Origin of the sequence: Stakelama marina (assembly GCF_018122655.1) — a bacterium.
GTDB classification, from domain to species: domain Bacteria; phylum Pseudomonadota; class Alphaproteobacteria; order Sphingomonadales; family Sphingomonadaceae; genus Sphingomonas; species Sphingomonas marina.
Genome location: NZ_JAGRQC010000001.1, coordinates 954,440 through 977,194 on the forward strand (window position 1 = coordinate 954,440; position 22,755 = coordinate 977,194).

Sequence of the window (22,755 nt, forward strand, 5' to 3'; positions counted from 1 at the left end):
TCAATGCGGCTTCCAGGTGATGACCCGGTAGAGATAATATGCGACGATCCCGCCGACGATGACGTTGGAAACCGGGTTCAAATAGCCTTGCACCAGCCGGTATTTCTCGCCCAGAAAATATCCAGCAAGTGTAAGGATCGTCGTCCAAGCAACTGTTCCGATACTGGAAAATAGCAGAAACCTGTCGAGGCGCATTTCGAACAGGCCGGCCGGGACCGAAATCAGCGTCCGCACCGCGGGAACCAGGCGTCCGATCAGCACCGCCTTTTCATTGTGCCGATCGAACCAGGTGTTGACGTGATCGACATCCGACGCGCTGAGCGTCAGCAACCGGCCGAACTTTCCCGCCCAGCGTTTCAACCGGTCCTCGCCGATCCAGCGGCCGATGAAGTACCAGAGCGTCGCACCCGCAAGCGACCCGATACTGCCCGACAATATGACCAGAAAGATATTCATGTCGCCGCGCGCCGCGTCGAAGCCGGCAAGCGGCATGATGAGTTCGGACGGGATCGGCGGGAATACGTTTTCCAGGAACATCAGCAGCGCGATACCGACATAGCCGAGCTGATCGAGAAGATGCGTAATCGCATTGAACATCAGGCGCTTCGCTCCTGTTTCTCATGCTTGTTCGAGGCACCGGGCAACAGCGAGACGAGCGCCGGAAGAAAAATCAGCACCAGCGGCACCGCCGCCGTCAGGCCGAAAATAATCGCCGTCGCCAATGGCCGCTGAAGACCCGCACCGCGGCTCATGCCCAGCGCAAGCGGGCTGAGCGTGAGAATGGCGATCAGCGCCGACATCAGGATCGGCCTAAGCCGCTTTGCCCCCGCCTCCTTCAGGCTCGCGAAATCGACCGTTCCATCGGTGTCGATCTCGGCAAAGAAGAACACGATCAATTCGGTCACCATGCCGACGACCATCGTCAGTCCCATCAGCGCTGAGATGTCGAGTTCGATGCCCGTGATCCAGAGTCCGCACAGAACGGTCGCTGCCGACAGCAGGACCGTCGCCAGTGCCGACAATGTCCATGCGATCCGTTCATAGAGCAGCGTCAGCAACAGCGCCGACAACAGCAATGCGGCTGAAAAGACGATCGCGAGGTCGGTGAAGCTCTTTTGCTGCTGGGCGTACATGCCGCCATATTCGACGCGGATCGAACGCGGCAGATTCATCCCCGATACGGTCTTGCGCACTTCCTTCATCGCCGAACCGAGGTCGCGCCCTTCCAGCCGCGCGGTCACATCGATGAACGGAGCGAGGTCTTCACGGGTACGCTGTTTCTGTCCGGCCAGGATGGAAACCTTGGCGATCTGGCTGACGCGCACGGTATGTCCGTCGGGCGCGGTGATCGGCAGGTCGGCGATCTGGCTCGCACGTTGCCGCATATCGGCTGGGCCGCGCACGCGCACGCCGATCATCTGTTCGCCGACGCGCACCTGTGTCGATTGCGTTCCGCCGACCAGCGCTTCCAACTGATTGGCGACGGCGTCGGGATCAAGCCCTTGCTGCAACGCGGCGCCGGGATTGACCTTCACACCGATGGCGTCACCCGCGACGCGCAGTCCATCGACCACTTCGCCGACGCCCTGAATTTTCGAGATTTCGCTGCCGACCTTTCTGGCGGCGCTGGCAAGCTGTTGCGGATTATCGCCGAACAGCTTGATCTCGATCGGCTGCGGAACCGCCGTCAGATCGCCGATCAGATCTTCCATCAACTGCGCGGTTTCGATCTCAAGCCCCGGAACCTGGCTGTTTATCTGATCGCGAATTTCGCTCATCACCTGCCAGATCGGCTTGCGCGATCCGCTTTTCAGCCGGATGAAATAATCGCCCTCGTCCGCCTCGGTCAGGCCGCCACCCAGTTGGACACCGGTGCGCCGAGAATAACTCTGGACTGCCGGATTGGCCTGAATGATCTGTTCGACCTGCTTGAGCAGCCGATTGGTATCGGTCAACGCGGCGCCCGGCTGCGCCTTGTAGTCGAGGATGAAGCCCCCCTCGTCCATTTTCGGCATGAAACCGGACGGGACGTGCTTGTAGGAATAATAGCCTGCCCCGGCGAGGCCGATGCCGACAATGGCGACGACGATCGCCGGACGGATGAACGCCTTGTCGAAAAGGCTTTCGTAAGCCCGGCTGAGACGCCCCATGAAACCGCCGGCATTCTCTGCCGCCTCGGCGTCCTTTGGCTTCAGCCAGTGCGCGGAAACCAGCGGAATCATGAACCGCGCATAGATCAGCGAGATCGCGAGCGCGGCGACCATCGTCACCGCCAGCGCCTTGAAGAACCCGCCCGTGACGCCAGAGATAAAGGCGAGCGGGAGGAACACGACGATCGTCGCGCCGGTCGATCCGAACAGCGGCTTGCCCATCTCCGCCGCCGCCGAAAGCAGGCCCGGCGGATCGGTCGCCTCGCCCTCCTGCATGCGCCGCATCATATGTTCGAGCATCACCACCGCATCGTCGATGATGAGGCCGACCGCCGCCGCCATACCGCCCAGCGTCATCATGTCGAAATGCATGCCGAGCGCGAACAGGATGACGCAGGTCCCGGCGAGCACCGCCGGCAGAACGGCCGCGGTGATCGCCATCAGGCGGAACGAGCGCAGGAAAACGAACAGCACGATCCCCGCCAGGACCGCGCCCAGCAGGATCGCATCGCGGACCGCGTTGGCCGCGCCGGTGACGAGTTGCGACTGATCGTAGAAGGGCGTGACCTTGACGCTGGGCGGCAGGCCGAGCGTCTTCATCTTCGCCGCGACCGAATTGGCCACCTGTACCGTGTCGCCGGTAAAGGTCTGGCGCACATTCACCAGAACGGCGTTCTGGCCGTTGGAGGTGACCAGCGTATAGTTCGGCACCGATGCCGAACGCACCGTGGCAATATCTCCCACAGTCACCAATCCGCCGCCCTGCGCGCTGGCCGCCCGGATCGTCGTCGCGGCAATGTCGCGCGCATCCTTCAGACGATTCTGGACCAGCAGCAGATAGAGGCGATGGCGGTCCTGCAACCGGCCGGCACCGCGAACGACGTTCGCCTTGCCAAGCGCCGTGCTGACGTCATCGGGACTCAGGCCCAGCGCGGTAAGCTTTCCGGGGTCGATATCCACTTCGAAGGTTCGCGCGGAGCCGCCCAGCACATCGACCGCCGCTACCCCGGTGATCCCGGTCAGTGCCGGTCGCACCTTCAGCACGGCAAGCTGGCGAAGCGCTTCCTGGTCGAGCGTCGGAGAGGTCAGTGCGATGCCATAGACCGGAAAGATCGTCGGATCGGCCCGCCACGCATTGTAGCTGACGCCCGACGGCAGGTCGGGTCGGATTTCCGAAATCGCCCCCTGCACCGCCAGCAGCGCCTCGGGCATGTTGTGGCCCCAGTTGAAGTTCAGCTGAATCTCGGCCGAGCCGCGGCTCGTCGTCGAGCGGATGCGCGTTACGCCGCGTACCGAGCGCAGCGCGATCTCCATCGGCCGCGTGATCGATGCTTCCATCTGCGCGGCATCGCGTTCGCCCGCGTCGATCGAAACGACGACGCGCGGATAGGCGATGTGCGGAAACAGGCTGACGGGCAGTTTCATCGCGCCGAAAACGCCGCCAAGCGTCAGCAGGATCATCGCGAGCCATAGCGCGCGGGCATGGCGGGAAAGGCGAGACTTCACTTGGTGCGCGCCTTCTTGTCGCTGGTACGGACCTTCATCCCGTCCTCGACACCGGTCCCGCCGGCAGTCACCACCTTGTCGCCCGCCGATACGCCCTTTTCGATTGCGACGCGGATATTGCCTGCCGGGCCGGTGATGACGTCATGACGGTGTGCGACGCCGTTCTTGACGACATAGACATAGGGCTGCCCGCCATCGTTGAGCAGCGCCTCATAGGGAACGGTGACCGCACCCGTGGCGGTCGTTACGGGCACGGTTGCGGTCAGCGTCTGCCCCGGCCCCATGCCCTGACCGGATGGCACGCTGACATAGACCGAGGCGAGGCGCGTCTGCGGATCGACGGTGGGATCCACCGACAGGATGCGGGCGCTGAACGGTGCCCCGCCCTCGCTCGGCGTTACGCGGAGCGATTCCTGCGGTGACAATTTCTTCGCCGCAGCCGGATCGATACCGAACCGTGCGCGCAGCGTACCGAGGCGCGAAATCGTCGCGACGGTCGTGCCGGCCGAAACAAGGTTGCCGGGATTGACGGCAACCGACTGAACATAGCCGCTTCCTTGCGCCCGCAGCGCAAGGCCGTTGGTCTGGCTCTGCAGACTGTTGAGCATCGCCTGTGCGCTCTGCGCGGTCTTGCGGGCGCTTTCGACATCGGCGTCGCTCGCCAGACCGTCGCTGCGCAGCCGCTTGGCCCGCGCCAGCGCCTGGCTGGCCGCCTGATAATCGCTGCGCGCCTGCATAAGCTGTGCGCGGGTCGACGGGCTGGGTCGCAACCGGACGATCAGCTGACCCCGTTTGACCGGGGTGCCGGCGGGCGCGGGCACGCTGGCGACCACCGCTTCGGCCGGTGCCGAAAGCGTATATTGCGCCTCCGCTCCCTGCTCGACCGCGCCGTAGAGCGTCGTTTGCTGGCCGACAGCCTGCTTGGTCGCGGCGCCGAGCGACACGAGCGCCACCGGAGCGGTGGAATTGCTCTGGCCCCCGCCGCCGCCCGAACATGCGGCGAGCGTCAGCAGACAGCAAAATGCAAACGGTCGGTTCATTGCGGCCATGCCTCCCTTGGCGCGCCCGTAAGCATTTCGAGCGCAATCATCTGTTGGACGATGTCGTTTTCGCTTTGCGCGATCAGCGTTTCGCGGTCGCGCAGCGCCTGTTCGGCGTTCAGCGCCGTTTCGAGCGAAAGATCGCCGCGATTGGCGGCGCGGCGTGTCGCCTCTGCGTAATGGCGGATTTCCGGCAATCGCTTCTGCGCATCGGCCAGTTGTTGCCGCGCCACGCGAATGCCCGCCACCGCAGCGCCGATATCGGCGCGCGTCTGGAACAGCCGGGCATCATATTCGGCCTTGAGCGCCGCTCGCGTCGCCCGCTCTACCGCGATCCCGCCACGGTTCCGGTTCCATAGCGGCAGCGTGAAATCGACCGCCGGTCCGAGCAGGAAATTGCCCGCCGAATCGCGATTGGCGTTGATCGTCAGGTTGAGCGTAGGGAACTGATCGAGCACCGCCTTGTGCACCGCCGCTTCCTGCGACTGGTATCCCGCCCGTAGCGCGGCGAGATCGGTGCGGCTGTCGCGCGCCAGCGCGAATAGCGTTTCGACCGCCGGCGGCGGTCCGGGCAATCGTATCGACGCCAGCCCGACCGAGGTCCCCGGCGGAAAGCCGAGCAGTTGATCGAGCTGTTCCTGTGCCGCGACCAGATTGCTTTGCGCCTTGCGAAGCGCATCGGCGGCATTGACCGCGGCGACGCGCGCAGCCTGCAACCGGTCGCCCGCAACATCGCCGCGTCCGGCCGCTTTCTGAAGGCGCGACAGGAGCGACTGCGCAACCTCGTTCGAGGCCTTGTCGAGTGCCACGATCTGCGCCAGCCCCTCGATCTTCGCGGCCTGCAAGCGCGCCTTTCCGGCGGTCTGCCATTCGGCCCATGCGAGATCGAGCCGCACCTTGCGCGCGTCGGCACGCGCCTTTGCACGCGTTACGCCCCGCGTGCGGAGCGCGTTGATGTCGAGGCCGAGCGCACTGGTCAGGTCGACGAACGGATCGGGGCCGGTAATCACCTTGTTCGCGCCGAGGCTGACCGATGGGTCGGGGAGCAGTCCTGCCGCGAACACCTGCGCATCCGAAACGCCGGCGCGGACGCGCTGCGCCTTCAGGTCGGGATTGTTGATGACCGCAAGCGTCGCGATCGCGTCCGGCGTCAGCGGCTTCGACAGGTCGAGGTCGACGGGCTTCAGCCACGGTCGCCGGATCGCATCCGCCTTCGCCTCCAGCACCGCCGCGGACGGCGGCGAAAGCATTGCCGGCGCCGAATCGAGCGGATGGGGCGTGTACGCCGCGCAGCCCGACAGCAGCAGCGCCGCGGGTATGATCGCCCTGTGCAGGGTCATGCCTTCTCCTCGGGGAACAGAATTGCCGCCTCCAGGCCCGGCTCCCGGTCGCTCAACCGCAGATCGGCGCGGTGCGCGGCAGCGATCGCAGCGGCAAGGCTGAGGCCCAGTCCATTGCCGGGGGTGGAGCGTGACGCTTCCAGGCGGACGAAGCGCTGGACGACGCGGGCGCGCTCATGGGCGGGAATACCGGGGCCGTCATCTGCTACGAACAGGACCGGTCGCCCCGCTTCGCGTCGCACGCCAATTTCGATCGTGCTGCCGGTCGGCGTGTGTCGCAGCGCGTTTTCGATCAGATTGACCAGCGCCTGCGCCAACAGGTCGCGGTCGCCATCGATCGTCGCCATGGTATCGATCCGAACCGTCAGCGTTCGCCCGCTATCCTCGGCTAGCGGCTCGTGCGCCTCACCAATGTCGGTGAGCAGCGCGACGAGATCGACGGATGAGAAATTGCGGCGCAGATTTCCTTCTTCGAGCTCGGAAATCCGCAAGATGGCGTCGAAAAGCTTCAGAACCTCATCGGCGCGTTCGACAGCCTCGTCGATACGCTGTGCGCGTATGTCGTCTTCGCTCGGCCCGTGTAGCGCCTCAAGCCGATTGCGCAGCCGCATCAACGGCGTGCGAAGGTCATGAGCCAGATCGCTCGTCACCTGGCGCAGATTGTCGATCAGCCCGGCAATGCGGTCGAGCATCGCGTTCAGCGATGCCGCCACGCGGTCGAATTCGTCGTCGCGCGGACCCACCGACATGCGCTGGCTCAGATCGCCGCCCGCGATCGCCCCCGCCGTGGCTTCGATCCGCCTCAGACGACGACGAAGATACGCGCCCAGCACGAGCGCACCGATCAGACCGATCAGAAGCAGCGCCAGAAACGCGACGCCGAATATCGTCAGGATCGTGGCGTCGATCGCCTCGAGCGGTTCCTTGTCGGCGGCCACCGTCAGGCGATACCCGTGGCGAAGCTCCACCGTCTTCGCCCGTGCCGGGTCCGGTCCCTCGACGGGATCGTTGAAGGTGATATCCGACCAGCCGAGATCGGGCATCGGCGTATCGAGCGCCCCCTCAACCCGGTGCCCGGCAGCATCGAACACGGCGTAGCCGAGCGCATTGGGGCCGCCCGATTCGCGGCTATGCACGGCCTCCTTCACGCCTTGCACGCCTTCGTCCCGCAGTTCGGCGGTCAGGCCGGCAATAGCCTGTTCGATGCTCGCTTCCATCTGCCGGGTAAAGGCGGCGTGCGCGGCGTAGAACACCGCGATGCCCATCAATGCCGTCGCCAGCGCGAAGGCCAGCGAGGAAGCAAAGGCGATACGATAGGCCGCGCTGTTGAACAGCGCCCTCACGCAGTGCGTATCCTGTATCCGACACCGCGCTCGGTCTCGATGACATCGGGCAGATCGCCCTCGTTGAGCTTCGAGCGCAGCCGGCTGATATGCGTCTCGACGATCTTGGTCTGCGGATCGAAATGAAAATCCCAGACCCTCTCGAGAAGCATCGTCCGCGTCACATATTCGCCTGCGTGGCGCATCAGTTCCTCGAGCAGCCGAAACTCCTTGGGCTGCAACAGGATGGACTTTCCGTCTCGGTGCACTTCCCGCGACAGCAGATCCATCTCGACCGGCCCGGCCTTGAACCGCGTCTCCATCGCCTGCGGCGTCCGTCGTCGGCCGAGCGCGTGAACACGCGCGGCGAGTTCGCTGAAGGCGAAGGGCTTGACCAGATAGTCGTCCGCCCCGGTATCGAGACCGGCCACGCGATCCTCGATGCGGCCGAGCGCGGTCAGCATCAACGCCGGTATCGTGATGTCGGCGGCACGCAGGCGTTTCAGCACCGACAGGCCGTCGAGCCCCGGCATCATGCGGTCGAGGATCAGAAGGTCGAAATCCTCGGTCAGGCCGAGATGGAGCGCATCCTCGCCATTTCCTGCGATAACGACATTATGGCCAAGTTCGCCGAGCCCTCGCTCGACGAACCCAGCCGTTTCGGCGTCATCCTCTGCAATCAGGATGCGCATGCGCCGCCGTCAGTCCTTGTCGCCAGCGGTTTCATAGCTGCTTTCGACGATCTTGCCGGTGAAGGCATCCACGCCGACCTCGTGAATGCGCTGTCCCTGGCGGATGTCGAACGAATAGCGCCAGCTGCCATCTTCCTTCTCATAGTCGGATTCGACGATCTTGCCGGGCGCTGCCTTCAGCGCGATGGCTTCGGCCTGCGCCTTGCTGATCTTGGCTGCGGGCTGCTGCGCCTGAACGGCGAACGGAACCGCTGCCATCGCGACGGCAACCGGCAGGAATTTCATAAACTTGTTCACGAGCTTTCTCCGTTGTCGTGCAACCATTGCACGTGAACCGGTCTAGCGTTCTATAGATTGGCTGGCGGTCGCGTTGGGGTTACAATTTCCCAACCTTCGCATGTCGGCCTTTGGCATGGCGGGTCCGGCGTCCTGCGCCGGCGCTATCCAGGGCGACGCAGGCGCACAAAAACAATTGAAGCCAAAACGCATCCGACGCTGTATAGCGCGACGCGAAGCCGCCGGTTCGAGCGGCCGAGCACGCCGCAGCGCTCCGCCCATGGACGGATGCGAGCGGTGCCAGTAACAATCCATACCTCGCCCGCCGTTCTTGCGGCCCGGCCAATTCGCGAGCACCATGACCTTTCCTTCCCTGCCGTCCGTCCTCGGCGATGCACTTGCCGAGCGTGGCTATACCGACGCCACCAGCGTACAGAGCGCCGTTCTGGCCCCCGAAGCCCGCGACCGCGACCTGATCGTTTCGGCTCGAACCGGCTCGGGCAAGACCATCGCGTTCGGACTTTCGCTGGCCGACGGGCTTCTCGATCGCTTCTCCGCCCCCGCGCAGGCGCCGCTCGCGCTGATTATCGCGCCGACCCGCGAACTCGCGTTGCAGGTCAGCCGCGAACTCGACTGGCTCTATGCAAAGGCCGGCGCGCGGATGGCGACCTGTGTCGGCGGGATGGATGCTTCGCGCGAACGGCGCGCACTTCGCGGCGGCGCGCACATCGTGGTCGGAACGCCGGGGCGGCTTCGCGACCATCTCGAACGCGGAGCGCTCGACCTCTCCTCGACGGCCGCGGTCGTGCTCGATGAAGCCGACGAGATGCTCGACATGGGCTTTCGCGACGATCTCGAGGAAATTCTCGATGCCACGCCAGAGGGCCGGCGGACGCTGCTGTTCTCCGCCACGATGCCCAAGCCGATCGTCGCGCTCGCCAGGCGCTATCAGCGCGACGCCCTGCGCATCTCGACCGCGGGCGATGATCGCGGGCACGGCGATATCGACTTTCAGGCGGTCACCGTTTCTCCGGCCGAGATCGACGCCGCCGCGATCAATCTGCTGCGCTTTCACGAAGCCGAAACCGCGATCCTGTTCTGCGCCACGCGCGACAATGTCCGCCGCCTTCACGCCACGTTGCAGGAACGCGGTTTTGCCGCCGTCGCGCTGTCGGGCGAGCATTCGCAGTCGGAGCGCAACCAGGCGCTTCAGGCGCTGCGCGATCGCCGTGCACGCGTCTGCGTCGCGACCGATGTGGCGGCGCGCGGGATCGACCTGCCCAGCCTCAGCCTCGTCATCCATGTCGAAATTCCGCGCGATGCCGAAACCTTGCAGCATCGCTCGGGCCGCACCGGCCGCGCCGGCAAAAAGGGTACGGCGGTACTGATCGTCCCCTATCCCCGCCGCAAGCGGGTCGAATCGATGCTGCGCGGCGCGCGGATCAAGGCCGACTGGATCGATGCCCCGACACCCGAAGCGATCCGCGCACAGGATCGCGAGCGCCTGCTTGCCGACCTGCTCCGCCCCGTCGAATTCGACGAGGAAGACCGCGCCCTTGCCGAACGCCTGCTCGCAGAGCGGACCCCGGCCGATATCGCGGCGGCGCTCGTTCGCGCGCACCGCGCAGCGATGCCGCAGCCCGAAGAATTGATCGAAAACACGCCAGAGGCCCGCCGCGCGGCGCAGAAGGAACGGCACCGGCCGGGATTCGAGGACGTCGTCTGGTTCCGCCTCGATATCGGGCGCAGGCAGAATGCCGATCCGCGCTGGTTGCTCCCGCTGCTATGCCGGCGCGGCCATATCACCCGCAACGAGGTCGGCGCGATCCGCATCGGCGCCAACGAGACCCATTTTCAGGTTCCCAGCGCGATCGCCGACAAGTTCAACGCCGCGCTCGCCCGCACGGCGAAGGATGAAAGCGGTGAGGACAGCGTTCATATCGAACCGTCCGATGGCCCGCGCGAGGCTGCACGCCGCCATCATTCGGGCAAACCGACGAAATTCCGCGCCGACAGACACAAGCCGCGCTCGCCCGGTCCGCGCGGGCGGTTCGACGCGAAAGCGAAGCGCAAGCCGCGCAAGGGCGGAAGCTGATCCCGGCTTAGCCGGTCGCCATCGGCAGGCGCGTGCGAGGTCGCCGCGTCAGGCCGCGTGCTGCATCCCGCGCCGGACCGTCGCTTCATCAGGCGCGATACAGACGCGGTTGCGACCGGTGCGCTTCGCGGCATAGAGTGCCTTGTCCGCCTGCCGCATCGCGCTGCGCACGCTCGCGCCGGTATCGAATGCGGCGACCCCGAAACTTGCACTCAGCGTACCGGCCTCGCCGACGGCCGGGTGTTGGAATTGCTGAAAGCGACAGCGGATTGCGTCTGCCGTCTCGCCCGCCTCCTGCGAGCTGGCGCCGAACAGCAACAGGGCAAATTCCTCTCCGCCGACGCGGCCGACATGCCCGGCATGTCCCTTCAGGATAGCGGCGAAGGACTGGATGACCTCGTCTCCGACATGGTGGCCGAACCGGTCGTTGATCGTCTTGAACCGATCGATGTCGCACATGACCACGGCCCCCGCGGTCGCTGCCGGACGGTCGAGCATGCCGCCGAGCATCCGGCGATTGAGCAGGCCGGTCAGGTCATCGCGTTCCGAACGGTAGCGATAGCTCGCCATTTCATTGGCCACGATCCGCGCGATGATGAACAGCGCGAGCCCCGTCGTCAGCACGCCGAGCGAATTTACGAAGACACGCTCGAACGTCTCTGCCGACATGATCGGAAACGGTGTCGGCTGGCCGAGCAACAGCGGAAACATCGGAATGCGGATCGCAATCCCCGTCATCGAACAGCAGCACAGCACCAGCAGACCGTTGCCCAGCACGCCGCGCCGCTTTTGTCGCGCAAGCGCCAGGACGGCATCGAGGAACATGACGACACCGGCAAGCTGGAACGGAAGACATTGGACGAAAGGAACGGCGTCGACCGCAAGCAGCACCAGCGACAGTCCGGTCAGCACGGCGGCGATGGCGACCAGGCGGCGGCTCGTCACACCGGCGCCCATGCTCAGCCGGATCGCCTGTGACGCGCACAGATATGCCGCGGGCACCAGAAGGCTGATCGCCGCGACACCCAGCGTTGAGTGCGAAGCATAGCGCAACACCAGCGTTTCGGTACTGACGCAGACCATCGTCGCCGCCAGCCAGGCGAGCGCCGACCCTTTGCGAAGCGCCATGTGGATCAATCCGCTGACGATGGCCAAGGCGCTGAGCAGGCCGAAGACCACCAGATTCAGATCAACCGAAATTTCCACAAACGCTTCCCGTTACTTCCCCACGCAGGACCGCAGATACGCGACGAGGATAAACGCAATCTTACGAAGCAAAGACTGTGGCCGACGAAAGCCCGTGCTCGATCAACGCGGTCAGTTAGCGTCCGGCATGCATTCGCCGAAGGCCAGCTTCAGCTTAGACGTCAGGTCGGACGGCGTGCTCGGCTTGGAACAGAAATCGGCATCGGGAAAACGCTTGCGGATTTCCTTTTCGATCGCGTGCCCGGAATGAAAGATCATCGGCACCGACAGCTCGGCGAGCTTTTCGGCAACCGGGAAAACCTCTCCGTCCAGAAGCTGTACGTCGAGGATCGCGCAAGCGGGAACCTGCCGCTTCAAGGCCTCGGTCGCGTCCGCGACCCGCGCATATGGACCGTCCACGGAAAGGCCCGCTGCGGTCACGATGTCCTCGAGATCGAGCGCGATCAGCATCTCGTCTTCGACGAGGAGAACGGTCTTATCCATGCGCGAACTTCTCGGCCGGGATGTGAAGCGCAAGACGAAGTTCGCAATCCATCACCTTCCGCTCGACCTTCGCACCGAGCTGGCGCGCCGAGGTTTCGACCAGCAAGCTGCCGAACCCGCTGCGTGGCGGTTCGGGGATCGGCTCGGCATTCTTTTCGTTCCAGACCAGACGAATCTCACCGTCTTCAGCGGCCCAGCTGATATCCAGCCGACCGTCGCCGTTACGCAGCGAACCGTATTTGACGGCATTGGTCGCCCATTCGTGAAGCAGCAGCGCCATCGGCGACAGATGTTGTCGCTCGACCGCGACGTCCGGCCCGGAAATATCGATCTGCGCATGGTCGCGGTACGGCTCGAGCGTCGTCTCGATCAGCGTATCAAGTCCGATGGCGGGAACGTCGGCATCGGTCGAAGCCAGCGAATGTGCGCGACCCAGCCCCGCGATACGCTCGCGCATTTCGTTGGCGAATTCCCTCACATCGTCGTGCGACCGCGCGCCTGCGGAGATCATCCCGCCGATAATGGCAAAGAGGTTCTTCACCCGGTGGTTCATCTCGCGCAGCATCAGCGCGCGCGTTTCGGCGAGCGTGTTTTCCGGCGTCACGTCGATCGACATTCCGACGATGCGGCGCGGATCGCTATCGGCGACCAGCCGGCCAAAGCCCTTTATGTAGCGCGTCTCGCCATACTGGGTCTGAACCCGGAACGAGGCTTCGAAGTCGCCTTCGCCGGCGACCGCCTTGCGCAGGGACGCCTCGACGGCCGGACGATCCTCGTCGAATACCCGGTTCAGCTGCCACTGGATATCGTGCGGCGTGTCGGATGACAGGCCCAGTATCCGGCGCTCGGCGTCATCGAGCACGGTTTCGCCGGTATCGACATGATATTCCCATATCCCGATCCCGCCGGCATGGATTGCCATCGACAACCGTTCGCGCTCGCGCTCCAGCTTGCGCTCTAGCGACAGCGCATCGGTGATGTCGGTCAGCATCAGGATCGCGCCCTCGGTTTCCCCCTTCTGCGTCTGATAGGGCACGATCTTCAGCGAATAGGTCCTATCGCCATCGCGCAAATTGACGCGGTGGTGCACCGCCGGGCCGCCATTGGCGACCGAGCGCGCATCGGCGAGATAGCTGTCGGTATCGAGCCGGGTGGACACGTCGGCGAGCGGGCGCCCCCGGTCGCCCGGCTGGAATGGAAAGACCGGCTTGGCCGCTTCGGTATAGCTGCGGATGTTGAGGTTCGCGTCGAGCACGACCACCGCCAGTTCGGTCGAATCGAAGAAATTGCGGAGGTCGGAATTGGCAATGGTCAGCTGGTCGATCTTGTTCTTCAGCTCGTCATTGACCGTCGAAAGCTCCTCGTTGGTCGATTGAAGCTCCTCGTTCATCGACATCATTTCTTCGTTGGAGCTCTTCAGCTCCTCGTTCGCGGTCTCCAGTTCCTCGACGGTCGAACGCAGCCGATGCCGGGTTACCCGAAGCTCGTCTTCGAGCGCATCGGCATCCTGATCGGCATCGCGAATTTCATGCGCGTCGGGCTCGAAATCGGTTTCGAACGGCGCCGAATCGCGCAGCACGAGCAGGAATGTCCGGTCCGCCAGCGGATCGCAGATCGCATCGACCCGCTGCATTCCGAACTCGGACACGACCTCGACATCGCGTGCGACCACGCGCTTTCCCGAACTTCGGCACTCGCGAAGCAGCCTTCCCAGCGCGTTTCGCAGCCCCGGCCGCGCCAGCGTTATCGCGCTCGATCCGCCGACGCGGGTAACGGGAAATTCGAAATAGCGCGCCAATCGGCCATAGGCCTCGATGATCGACCCTTCCTGGTCGAGCACCATGCTGGGCGGCGCGTATCGCTCGACCAGTCGGCGTGTCGCCACGTCCTCCTGCATGTTCCGGCGACCGGAATCGCCCGACCGCGAAGACTTCTCGCTGCGTTGCGAGAGGCCCGACGGAAGGTCGATCGGATATTTCGGAGCGCCGGGTGCGCGTTGGAAAATCCGCGATTGCTGATCGACAGGGGGAAACAGGCTTTCGAAACGGCCGACGCTTTCCGACGGTCCCAGGAACAGAAATCCCTCGGGCCGGATGGCATAGTGCAGCAGCGGCAGCACCGATTGCTGAAGCTTGTCGCCGAAATAGATCAGCAGGTTCCGGCACGACACCAGATCGACGCGCGAAAATGGCGGGTCCTTGACCACCGAATGGTTGGAAAAGCGGACCATGTCGCGGATCGCGGTTGCAATGGTGAAGCGATCGGTGTGCGGCGTCGTGTAACGCTCACGCAGCGCATATGGAATATCGCCCAATGCCGCCGACGGATAGGTCCCGCCGCGCGCGATATCGAGCATCCGTTCGTCGATGTCGGTGGCGAATACTTGCACGTTGATCGATTTTTCGCTCTGGCGCACTGCCTCGGCGAACAGCATTGCGATCGAATAGGCCTCTTCGCCGCTCGAACATCCCGGCACCCAGATCCGCAATTCGCGACCCTTGGGCGCGTCGTCGACTAGCTTTTCGATAACCTCCTTGCGCAACACCTCGAACGCTTCGGCGTCGCGAAAGAAGCGCGTGACGTTGATCAGCAGATCGCGGAGCAGCGCGTGGCATTCCGCCTCGTCGGTCTTCACGCGGCTCAGATAGGCGCGACCCGTTTCGATGTTGAGCACGTTCATGCGCCGCTCGATCCGGCGGACCAGCGTCGAACGCTTGTAACCAGAAAAATCGTGCCCGGTCGCATCGCGCAGGACCTTGCAGAGCTCATCGACATGGTCGGCGACGACCTCTGCCTCTGCCTCATCCGCGCCGCCTTCGATGACACGCGCGAAGAACCCGCTGAGGCAATCGACGATCGCCGCGGGTTCCTTCACGAAATCGACCAGACCCGTCGCCACCGCCGAAAGCGGCATGCCGTCATAGCGCGCGGTATCGGGTTCCTGCACCACGCACACACCACCATGTTCCTTGATCGCGCGAAGCCCGGTCGTGCCGTCCGCCCCCGTACCCGACAGGATCACGCAGGCCGCATTCGCTTCCTGGTCCTGTGCAAGCGAGATGAAGAAATCGTCGATCGGGCGGCGCAACCCGCGCGGTTGTTCGAACTCGGTCAGTTGCAGGTGCCCGTCCTTCACCGCCAGCCCGTGACCGGGCGGAATGATATAGACGTTTTCAGCCTCAAGCTTCTCACCGCCCTCGCACTGCAGCACATCGAGCGCGGTGTGCCGGTCGAGAAGTTGCGCCAGCATGCTCTCGTGATTGGGATCGAGGTGCTGGACGACGACGAACGCCATGCCGCAGCGGCCCTGCACCGATGAGACCATTTCGCGAAGCGCCTCCAGGCCGCCCGCGGAGGCGCCGATTCCGACGATAGGAATGCTAGGTTCGCTATCGTCCATCAAATGAGCGGCTCCCGAACCTCGCGGCCGCCATTCGGCCCGACCGATTCGAGCGTCAGTCGCGCCTGGGCGACCGTCGCTGCGGTATTGGCAATCATCGTTAGAGATCCTTGAAGAATCGCGCCGGTATCGTCGATGCCGGGCGACATCGTCTTGAGCGCATGGTCGAGCTTGGTGTCATACGCCTCCAGTTCCTCCGCATTGCTGCGGCTGACGTCGAACTGGGAGGCAAAAATGCAGGCGACTTCGCCGCCCATACGCAGTTTGGACATGTAAAGCAGGTTGACGAACGGCCGGCCGTCCTTGCGGAAATTCACCAGCGTGGTGCGCACATTCGGCTGGCGCTCGGATCGCAGAAACTGCCTGATCCGGCTCCGCGCTTCCGCGTCATCGGCCTCGCCCTGCAGGAAGCGGCAGTTCCGGCTAACAACCTCGTCACGCGAATATCCGGTCAGCTCCTCAAACCGCGCATTCACCACCAGCAACGGATTGTCGTCGCCGACATCGGCGATCGACAGCGCCACGCTGCTCTGTTCGAAATAGGTCAACAGGGATGGAGGAAGCTGCAAACACCTTACTCATCAAACGCGTTGGGCTGGTCCAACGGCCGCACATTGGCGACGACAATCGACATAGGCAAGCCAACTCATCGACGCGAAACGCGCTGAGCGTCCAGAAACGACCCGCACATATCATTCGGTTGAGGAGAAAATGAAAATTGGGCCCCTCACCGTGCAAATCGATTCGTCGACCGCACCGCAAGCAAGCCAAACTCTTTAACCGACAGATGGTTCCGCGTGACGTCGCGACGTCGCGTAAGAAGCGCGATCATCCCATATTGCTGGGAGCGGCTTGTGCGACTGTTCGGCGTTATTGCAGCCGCGCTGCAAATGCGACCCGCAGTACAGCAGACAGGCTGCGCGCCTCCAACTTTTCCATGATGTTGGCGCGGTACACCTCCACCGTGCGCGGACTGATCCCCAGGTCATAGGCGATCGACTTGTTCGGAAGGCCGTCGGTCAGTCCTTGAAGCACGTCCAGTTCGCGCGCCGTCAGCCGCCCCAGCAGCCGCTGCGCCTCGATCCGGTCGCGCTCGAGATCGACAAGAATATCCATCGCCGCGAACGCGCGGTCCACCGCTTCTTTCAGGGCAGCAAGCTCGAAGGGTTCTTCGAGAATCTCGACCAGGCCCGATTTCACGGCCTGCACTGCGCTCTGCACATCGCCCTGGCTCGTCAGCATTACGATCGGCGGCATCAGCCCCCATTCGATCAGTTGCTGTTGAACGGCGAGACCTTCATGGCCGGGCGCACGCCCGTCGAGCAAAAGACATCCCGGCGCCACGGATCGAACGACGCGCAACATGGCCTCGGCGCTCCGCCAGCGTTGTACCTTGAAACCGCTCGCGGCCAGCTTGCCGACCGCGCGCGACATCAGCGCCGCGTCGTCGATCACCACATGCACCAGCCTGCTCGCCTTGCGATCACGAACCCGGGGACGACCGCTCGGTCCGTCGATCTGTGGCTCGATCCCGGTTTGTGACGCTATATCCGTCGCGGCCACGACATGCGGCGGCGCAGGCACGAAAGGCCATCCCGGCCCGCCCCGCCTCGCTGCTGTATGCCGAGCCAGTTTCCATGTCGCTGGAAGCGCGGCCCTGAGAACCTCTTGATATGCTGGCGTGTCCTCGCCTCGCGACAGAAACGTCATGGCATCCCCCAATTCACAGTGGCTCGCAAAACATACTCTACGGCCTACCCGGCCCGGCCCATTTGCGATCTGTCAAAATAGAGATTGCCTTATATTACCATTTTCTAATAATCTGAACTCAGAAGACGAAAGTGTTAGCGCAATCTATTCGTACAAGAGGATTGCAGCCCGCGATCATCGTTTCGGGCAAGAAATTATCCTGATCGAGTCAAATCCGTATCTTTACGGACTCAACCACCAGTATCGGCAGCGCTATACCCCACAACGCTTCGGCCAGACATGCCGGGGCGGGGACTCCTGGGTCGTGATTCCTACTGCGGCACTGCAATAGCAGGCCGTGCCTTGATGTACCGCGTACAAGGTCAGGTTGTTACGGGACAGGAATTATGGCCGAGAGCACGCTGCTCTTTTCGGAAATCCGCAATGTGCAAAAGTTCATGCGAGACGAGACCATCGTCCCGCAGGGCGAAAGTGCGACTTGCTGGTATGAAGTCGTCCACGGCGCGGTCCGCGTTTGCCAGTATCACAGCGACGGCAGACGACAGATCATCGGATTTGCCTTCCCCGGCGATGTCGTCGGCCTCGAATGGGGCATGCGACAGAGTTGCGCCGAAGCGCTGGTTCCATCGCAATTGTTCCGGCACGACCTCAGCGATCTTTCATTGCGCATGGGCGGTGTTCCGACGGCGGTAAACGGCGAGCATCCCGCGCTGGAAAGCGCGTTGGCCGCCGCGCATCAGAGCATCGCGCTGCTCGGGCTGCCCACAGCACTTGAACGCGTCGCCGGGTTTCTGCTCGCGCTGGCCCGGCGCCTGAATTGCGGCACCTTGCTGTGCCTGCCCATGCCCCGCGTCGACATCGCCGATTATCTGGGCCTGACGATGCACACCGTCAGCCGGACGATGTCCGAACTCGTCCGTCGGGGGCTGATCGCGCTCGACGCACCGAACCGGGCACGCATCCTCGCCCCCGAACATCTGGGTGAGCTAGCGGGGTTCGATTTTCCAGAAGATACCGTCGGCGAAGCGCAACTCGTCGCCTGACATCAGAAAAATAGAAGAGGGGGAACCGAAGATGGCGAAGTGTTCTGCAATTCGGGGCGCGACCGCTTTGTGGGTGGTCGCGACGTTGTCGGTTACGGCGGGAACACCCGCAGCGCACGCTCAGGACGTGGCTAAGCAAATCGAGCTCCTGAAGGCACAGATTTCCAAACAGCAAGAGCAGATCGACGCGCAGCAGCGAACGATCCAATCGCAACAGCATCAGCTCGATCTGTTGCAGCGGATATTGAACGGTGGCGAACTGGCGACGTTGCAGGCGCGCGGCCTGCCCTCCCCGTCCATCCTGCCGCAAACCACGCCCGCGCCCGCTGCATCGCCACAGCAGGATTCGGGGACAACCGATCAGGCAATGCCCGACCGACCGGTCGGCGACGTGCCCGATGTCGAACCCGACACGCGCATTCAGGCGGCCGCGCTGCCCCAGGAACAGGGTGTCCTAACGCCCGCCGGCACACTCGTGCTCGATCCCAGCTTCGAATATACGCAGTCGGCCACCGACCGGCTGGTATTCCGCGGGTTCGAACTCATTCCGGGAATCCAGATCGGCGTGATCGAGGCCAGCCGGGCGCGGCGCGACACCATCGCCAACACGCTGACGGCTCGCTACGGCATCACCAGCCGCTTCGAAGCGGAAGTTCGCGTGCCGGCGATCCACCGCCATGACCGGATCGAAGTCGCGCAGCAACGCGACGAAGGGATCGTGCGTTCGATCAGCCTCGACGGAAACAGCATCGGCGATATCGAATTCGCGATGCGCTATCAGCTCAACAGCCAGCACGGCCAGGACCCGATCTTCATCGGTTCGCTCCGCGTAAAGAGCGATACCGGCCGCGGACCGTTCGACATCGGGTACGATCAGTTCGGCGTGGCCACCGGGCTCGCGACCGGTTCGGGCTTCTGGGGCGTGCAGCCGGGCATCAACATGCTGCTTCCCTCCGACCCCGTCGTCATCTTCGCGAGCGGAAGCTATCTCTGGCATATCGCCCGCGACGTGAATAAGGACGTGGGCGGGGCCTATATCGGGCGTGTCGATCCCGGCGACGCGATCAGCGGCAGCCTGGGATTCGGGTTCGCACTCAACCCGCGCTTTTCCTATTCGCTCGCCTATCGGCACAGCTATATCTTCCCCACGCAGACCGAAATCGGCGGCTCGATCGAAAAATCGAAGCCGCTTCAGGTCGGTTCGCTTTCGTTCGGCATGTCCTACCGCGTGACCGAACAGTCATCGATCAACACGTCGTTCGAAGTCGGCGTAACCGAAGACTCGCCCGATATCGGCATCACGATCCGCGTTCCCTGGACCTTCTGATGGCGCCTGGCTGAAGGCGCCTGGGATCTCGGTCGCGCCTTCGGACGGTCAGGCGGTCCCGGCGCTGTTCGCGAGCAGGCTGGGATCGATTCCGGCTTCGGCAAAGCCCTTCGACCAGCGCTTTTCGGCCGGCGTATCGTAAAGCAACGCCTCGTCGCCGGTGACGTTGAACCAGCCATGGCGAGTCATTTCCTCGTCGAGCTGGCCCTCACCCCAGCCGGCATAGCCCAGTGCGACGACCCAGCGGCTCGGCCCCTTGCCTTCCGCGATCTCGCGCAGCACGTCGATCGTCGCCGATAACGACCAGCGTCCCCCGACATCGACCGTGTCGGCGCCGCTCCAGTCGTTCGAATGCAGGATGAAGCCGCGCCGGGGTTCGACCGGCCCACCGAAATGCACGGGCGCGTCGGGTGCTTCGCCGGGATCGATTTCAAGCTGTTCGAGCACGTCGTGCAGTCCCAGTCCGTCGATTGCGGCGCCGATGCCGATGCCGAGCGCACCATTATCGTCATGCGCGCAGATCGCGATCACCGCCTGGTCGAAGCGAGGATCGCCGATGCCGGGCATCGCGAGAAGAAACTGGCCGGTAAGATACGGAGTCGTTGCCATCACCGTTCAAACATAGGAGGCGCGACCGCGATCCGTCACGCTTGAAAATATTGCCTGCGCGCCCAAGCTATCGCGGACCACACACCCGATCCATTTCAGGGAGAACAAGCCAATGACCATCAAAGCCGGCGACCGCCTGCCCGATACCACGCTCGTCAAGGTGACCGAAGAAGGCCCCGACAAGGTCAGCAGCGCCGATTATTTCAAGGGCAAGAAGGTTGCGCTGTTCTCCGTGCCGGGCGCGTTCACGCCGACCTGTTCGGCCAAGCACCTTCCCGGTTTCATCGAAAAGGCCGACGACCTCAAGACGCACGGTATCGACGAAGTCGTCTGCACCGCGGTCAACGACGCGTTCGTCATGGGCGCATGGGGCAAGAGCGCCGGCGCGGATGGCAAGGTCACGATGCTCGCCGACGGCAATGGCGAATTCGCCAAGGCTGTGGGGCTGGAAATGGACGGCAGCGGCTTCGGCCTCGGCACGCGCGGCCAGCGCTATTCCATGGTCGTCAATGACGGCGTGGTCGAACAGCTGAATGTCGAAGCACCGGGCGAGTTCAAGGTCAGCTCGGCCGAACATATGCTCGACCAGATGTGATCCCCGCTCCCGCGGCCGGCACCGATCCGGCCGCGGGAACCTCGCAGAGGTCCATGGGTTGTTTCGTTGAAAGAACGGGAGCAATTCATGACCGACACGAAAACGCCGCCCAAGAAGCCAGCGCCGGCCAAGAAGAGCGCGGGGCCGACCAGCCGCCGCAAGGCTGCGGCCTCGAAGGCGAAGGCAACGGCAAGTTCCGCGCGCAAGAGCGCGACCAAAGCGGTCAACAAGACCGTGAAGTCCACCGAAAAGGCGGCGGGCAAGACGGCGAAGGCCGCAAGGACCAATCCGAAGACAGCCGCTGCCATCGTTGCCGGCACCGCCGCTGCCGTCGCGGGCGCTGCCTACGGCGCGACCAAACTCGTCGCTTCGCGCAAGAAAAAGAAGACGGCGCCGAAAAAGCCGAAGGTGAAGCCATCGGCCACCTGATTTCCGGCCCGGCGCTGCGATCGCGTGCCGCCGACGGTCTTGCCAGAGTCATTTTCAGGCTTTAGCCGCGAACGATGACGCAAGCAGAACAGATCGTACAGGAACTCGACCGACTCTACACCGGATCGGTCGAACGGCTGAAAGCGGCCCTCGACACCTATCTCACCAAGGGCAAGCCGCCCGCGCCGGAATCGCGGCGCGACGGCTCGTTCGCCTATCCCGAAATCCATGTCCGCTATCGCGGCGGCAACGACAACCCGACGCCGCCGCGGTCGTTCGGCAGGTTGGTCGAACCGGGATCGTACCGGATCAGCGTGACCAAGCCCGGCATGTTCGCCGACTATCTCGCCGAACAGATCAACCTGCTGATGGAGGATTACGAGGTCGAGGTGGAAGCCGTTGCCGGGCGGCAGGAAATTCCGTTTCCCTATGTCCTCGATCCCGGCCACGCGCTTAGCCTGGACGAGGTATCGGCTGCCGAGCTGGCGCGCTTCTTCCCCGCCACCGAGCTAGCGCATATCGGGGATGAAATCGCCGACGGACTTTGGGAAAGCGATGAGGAAACGCGCCCGCTCGCGCTGTTCGACGGGCTGCGTACCGATTTCTCGCTCGCGCGGCTGAGGCATTACACCGGCACCCCGCCCGAGCACACGCAGCGCTATGTGCTGTTCACCAACTATCACCGCTATGTCGATGAATTCGTCCGCTGGGCCTGCACCCAGCTTGGCGAAGGCAGCCGGTACACCGCCGTTTCCGGCGCGGGCGGCGTGATGGTCGAAGCGGGCGACGATGTCGAAAAGCTCGTCACCGACAGCGCGTGGCGGCGGCACCAGATGCCCGCCTATCACCTGATGGCGCCCGACCGCACCGGCATCACGCTCGTCAATATCGGCGTCGGCCCGTCGAACGCCAAGACGATCTGCGATCATCTCGCGGTGATGCGGCCCGAGGCTTGGCTGATGATCGGCCATTGCGGCGGCCTGCGCCCCAGCCAGCGGATCGGCGACTATGTGCTCGCACACGCCTATCTGCGCGACGACCATGTTCTCGACGAGATGCTGCCGCCCGAAATTCCCGTGCCCGCGATTGCTGAGGTTCAGCAGGCGCTGGCCCGCGCAGCGGAAACCGTGTCGGGCCAGTCGGGCGACAAGCTGAAACGGCGTCTGCGCACCGGCACCATCGTCACCACCGACGACCGCAATTGGGAACTGCGCTTCTCGCACTCGGCGCTGCGCTTCTCGCTCAGCCGCGCGGTCGGCATCGACATGGAATCGGCGACGATTGCCGGCCAGGGTTATCGCTTCCGCGTTCCCTACGGCACGCTGCTATGCGTGTCGGACAAACCGCTCCACGGCGAGCTGAAGCTGCCCGGTCAGGCAAATCGCTTCTACGAACGCGCGATCAACGAGCATATGCGGATCGGCATCGAGACGTGCGAGGAGCTGCGGCGCGAGGGGCAGAAGCTTCACAGCCGCAAACTCCGCGCGTTCAACGAACCGCCCTTCCGCTAAGGCGAATGGCGGGAGCCGAAC

The 22,755-nt window shown here is 63.8% G+C and carries 19 protein-coding genes; 6 read left to right on the forward strand and 13 right to left on the reverse strand.

From position 1 onward, the window contains the following. The 7 genes from J7S20_RS04480 to J7S20_RS04510 are packed head-to-tail and all read right to left on the reverse strand — an operon-like array spanning position 1 to position 8,347. Positions 1 to 597 carry a DedA family protein gene (locus J7S20_RS04480; protein WP_284053020.1) on the reverse strand — a complete coding sequence of 199 codons (597 nt, stop codon included), beginning with the start codon at positions 595 to 597 and terminating at the stop codon, positions 1 to 3. Continuing rightward, positions 597 to 3,656, reverse strand: a complete 3,060-nt coding sequence (locus tag J7S20_RS04485) for an efflux RND transporter permease subunit (protein WP_284053021.1) — start codon at positions 3,654 to 3,656, stop codon at positions 597 to 599. Before J7S20_RS04485 ends, J7S20_RS04480 begins: the two co-directional genes overlap by 1 nt. Beyond that, a complete protein-coding gene (locus tag J7S20_RS04490) occupies positions 3,653 to 4,705 on the reverse strand; it encodes an efflux RND transporter periplasmic adaptor subunit (protein ID WP_284053022.1) in 1,053 nt (350 codons plus the stop codon). Before J7S20_RS04490 ends, J7S20_RS04485 begins: the two co-directional genes overlap by 4 nt. Beyond that, positions 4,693 to 6,036 carry a TolC family protein gene (locus tag J7S20_RS04495; protein ID WP_284053023.1) on the reverse strand — a complete coding sequence of 448 codons (1,344 nt, stop codon included), beginning with the start codon at positions 6,034 to 6,036 and terminating at the stop codon, positions 4,693 to 4,695. Before J7S20_RS04495 ends, J7S20_RS04490 begins: the two co-directional genes overlap by 13 nt. After that, positions 6,033 to 7,379: a sensor histidine kinase gene (locus J7S20_RS04500; RefSeq protein ID WP_284053024.1), complete on the reverse strand. Its 1,347-nt coding sequence runs from the start codon at positions 7,377 to 7,379 to the stop codon at positions 6,033 to 6,035. Before J7S20_RS04500 ends, J7S20_RS04495 begins: the two co-directional genes overlap by 4 nt. Then, entirely contained in the window at positions 7,376 to 8,050 is a 675-nt protein-coding gene (locus J7S20_RS04505; protein WP_284053025.1) for a response regulator transcription factor, read from the reverse strand. Before J7S20_RS04505 ends, J7S20_RS04500 begins: the two co-directional genes overlap by 4 nt. A gap of 9 nt (positions 8,051 to 8,059) precedes the next feature. Then, positions 8,060 to 8,347 (reverse strand): PepSY domain-containing protein, encoded by a 288-nt coding sequence (locus tag J7S20_RS04510; RefSeq protein WP_284053026.1) that lies wholly within the window; start codon positions 8,345 to 8,347, stop codon positions 8,060 to 8,062. Positions 8,348 to 8,684: 337 nt separating this feature from the next. On the opposite strand from J7S20_RS04510, the gene J7S20_RS04515 reads away from it, so the two are divergent. After that, on the forward strand, positions 8,685 to 10,421 hold the full coding sequence (locus J7S20_RS04515; protein WP_284053027.1) for a DEAD/DEAH box helicase: 1,737 nt from the start codon (positions 8,685 to 8,687) through the stop codon (positions 10,419 to 10,421). 48 nt (positions 10,422 to 10,469) lie between these two features. On the opposite strand, the gene J7S20_RS04520 is transcribed toward J7S20_RS04515, so the two are convergent. The 5 genes from J7S20_RS04520 to J7S20_RS04540 form a co-directional block, all read right to left on the reverse strand. Next, positions 10,470 to 11,627 (reverse strand): GGDEF domain-containing protein, encoded by a 1,158-nt coding sequence (locus J7S20_RS04520; protein WP_284053028.1) that lies wholly within the window; start codon positions 11,625 to 11,627, stop codon positions 10,470 to 10,472. Positions 11,628 to 11,738: 111 nt separating this feature from the next. Further along, entirely contained in the window at positions 11,739 to 12,077 is a 339-nt protein-coding gene (locus tag J7S20_RS04525) for a response regulator (RefSeq protein ID WP_284053029.1), read from the reverse strand. A 25-nt stretch (positions 12,078 to 12,102) separates the two neighbouring features. Then, the gene (locus J7S20_RS04530; protein WP_284053030.1) at positions 12,103 to 15,510 is read right to left on the reverse strand and encodes a chemotaxis protein CheB; all 3,408 of its coding nucleotides are present in this window, start codon (positions 15,508 to 15,510) and stop codon (positions 12,103 to 12,105) included. Next, positions 15,510 to 16,058, reverse strand: a complete 549-nt coding sequence (locus J7S20_RS04535) for a PAS domain-containing protein (protein WP_284053031.1) — start codon at positions 16,056 to 16,058, stop codon at positions 15,510 to 15,512. Before J7S20_RS04535 ends, J7S20_RS04530 begins: the two co-directional genes overlap by 1 nt. Positions 16,059 to 16,380: 322 nt before the next feature. After that, complete coding sequence (locus J7S20_RS04540; protein ID WP_284053032.1) at positions 16,381 to 17,073, reverse strand: response regulator transcription factor; 693 nt, start codon at positions 17,071 to 17,073, stop codon at positions 16,381 to 16,383. 533 nt (positions 17,074 to 17,606) lie between these two features. On the opposite strand from J7S20_RS04540, the gene J7S20_RS04545 reads away from it, so the two are divergent. Both J7S20_RS04545 and J7S20_RS04550 read left to right on the forward strand, forming a co-directional pair. Then, positions 17,607 to 18,263, forward strand: coding sequence for a helix-turn-helix domain-containing protein (locus J7S20_RS04545; RefSeq protein WP_284053033.1), 657 nt, complete (start codon positions 17,607 to 17,609; stop codon positions 18,261 to 18,263). A 127-nt stretch (positions 18,264 to 18,390) separates the two neighbouring features. Then, positions 18,391 to 19,590: a hypothetical protein gene (locus J7S20_RS04550; RefSeq protein ID WP_284053034.1), complete on the forward strand. Its 1,200-nt coding sequence runs from the start codon at positions 18,391 to 18,393 to the stop codon at positions 19,588 to 19,590. Positions 19,591 to 19,638: 48 nt separating this feature from the next. Here the strand turns inward: J7S20_RS04550 and J7S20_RS04555 are convergent, their stop codons facing one another. After that, the gene (locus tag J7S20_RS04555; protein WP_284053035.1) at positions 19,639 to 20,199 is read right to left on the reverse strand and encodes a YqgE/AlgH family protein; all 561 of its coding nucleotides are present in this window, start codon (positions 20,197 to 20,199) and stop codon (positions 19,639 to 19,641) included. A gap of 112 nt (positions 20,200 to 20,311) precedes the next feature. On the opposite strand from J7S20_RS04555, the gene J7S20_RS04560 reads away from it, so the two are divergent. The 3 genes from J7S20_RS04560 (at position 20,312) to J7S20_RS04570 (ending at position 22,734) form a co-directional block, all read left to right on the forward strand. Further along, positions 20,312 to 20,794 carry a peroxiredoxin gene (locus J7S20_RS04560; protein ID WP_284053036.1) on the forward strand — a complete coding sequence of 161 codons (483 nt, stop codon included), beginning with the start codon at positions 20,312 to 20,314 and terminating at the stop codon, positions 20,792 to 20,794. 87 nt (positions 20,795 to 20,881) lie between these two features. Next, the gene (locus J7S20_RS04565) at positions 20,882 to 21,223 is read left to right on the forward strand and encodes a hypothetical protein (RefSeq protein WP_284053037.1); all 342 of its coding nucleotides are present in this window, start codon (positions 20,882 to 20,884) and stop codon (positions 21,221 to 21,223) included. Between the two features lie 74 nt (positions 21,224 to 21,297). Then, a complete protein-coding gene (locus tag J7S20_RS04570; protein WP_284053038.1) occupies positions 21,298 to 22,734 on the forward strand; it encodes an AMP nucleosidase in 1,437 nt (478 codons plus the stop codon). The last annotated feature ends 21 nt before the right edge of the window (positions 22,735 to 22,755 follow it).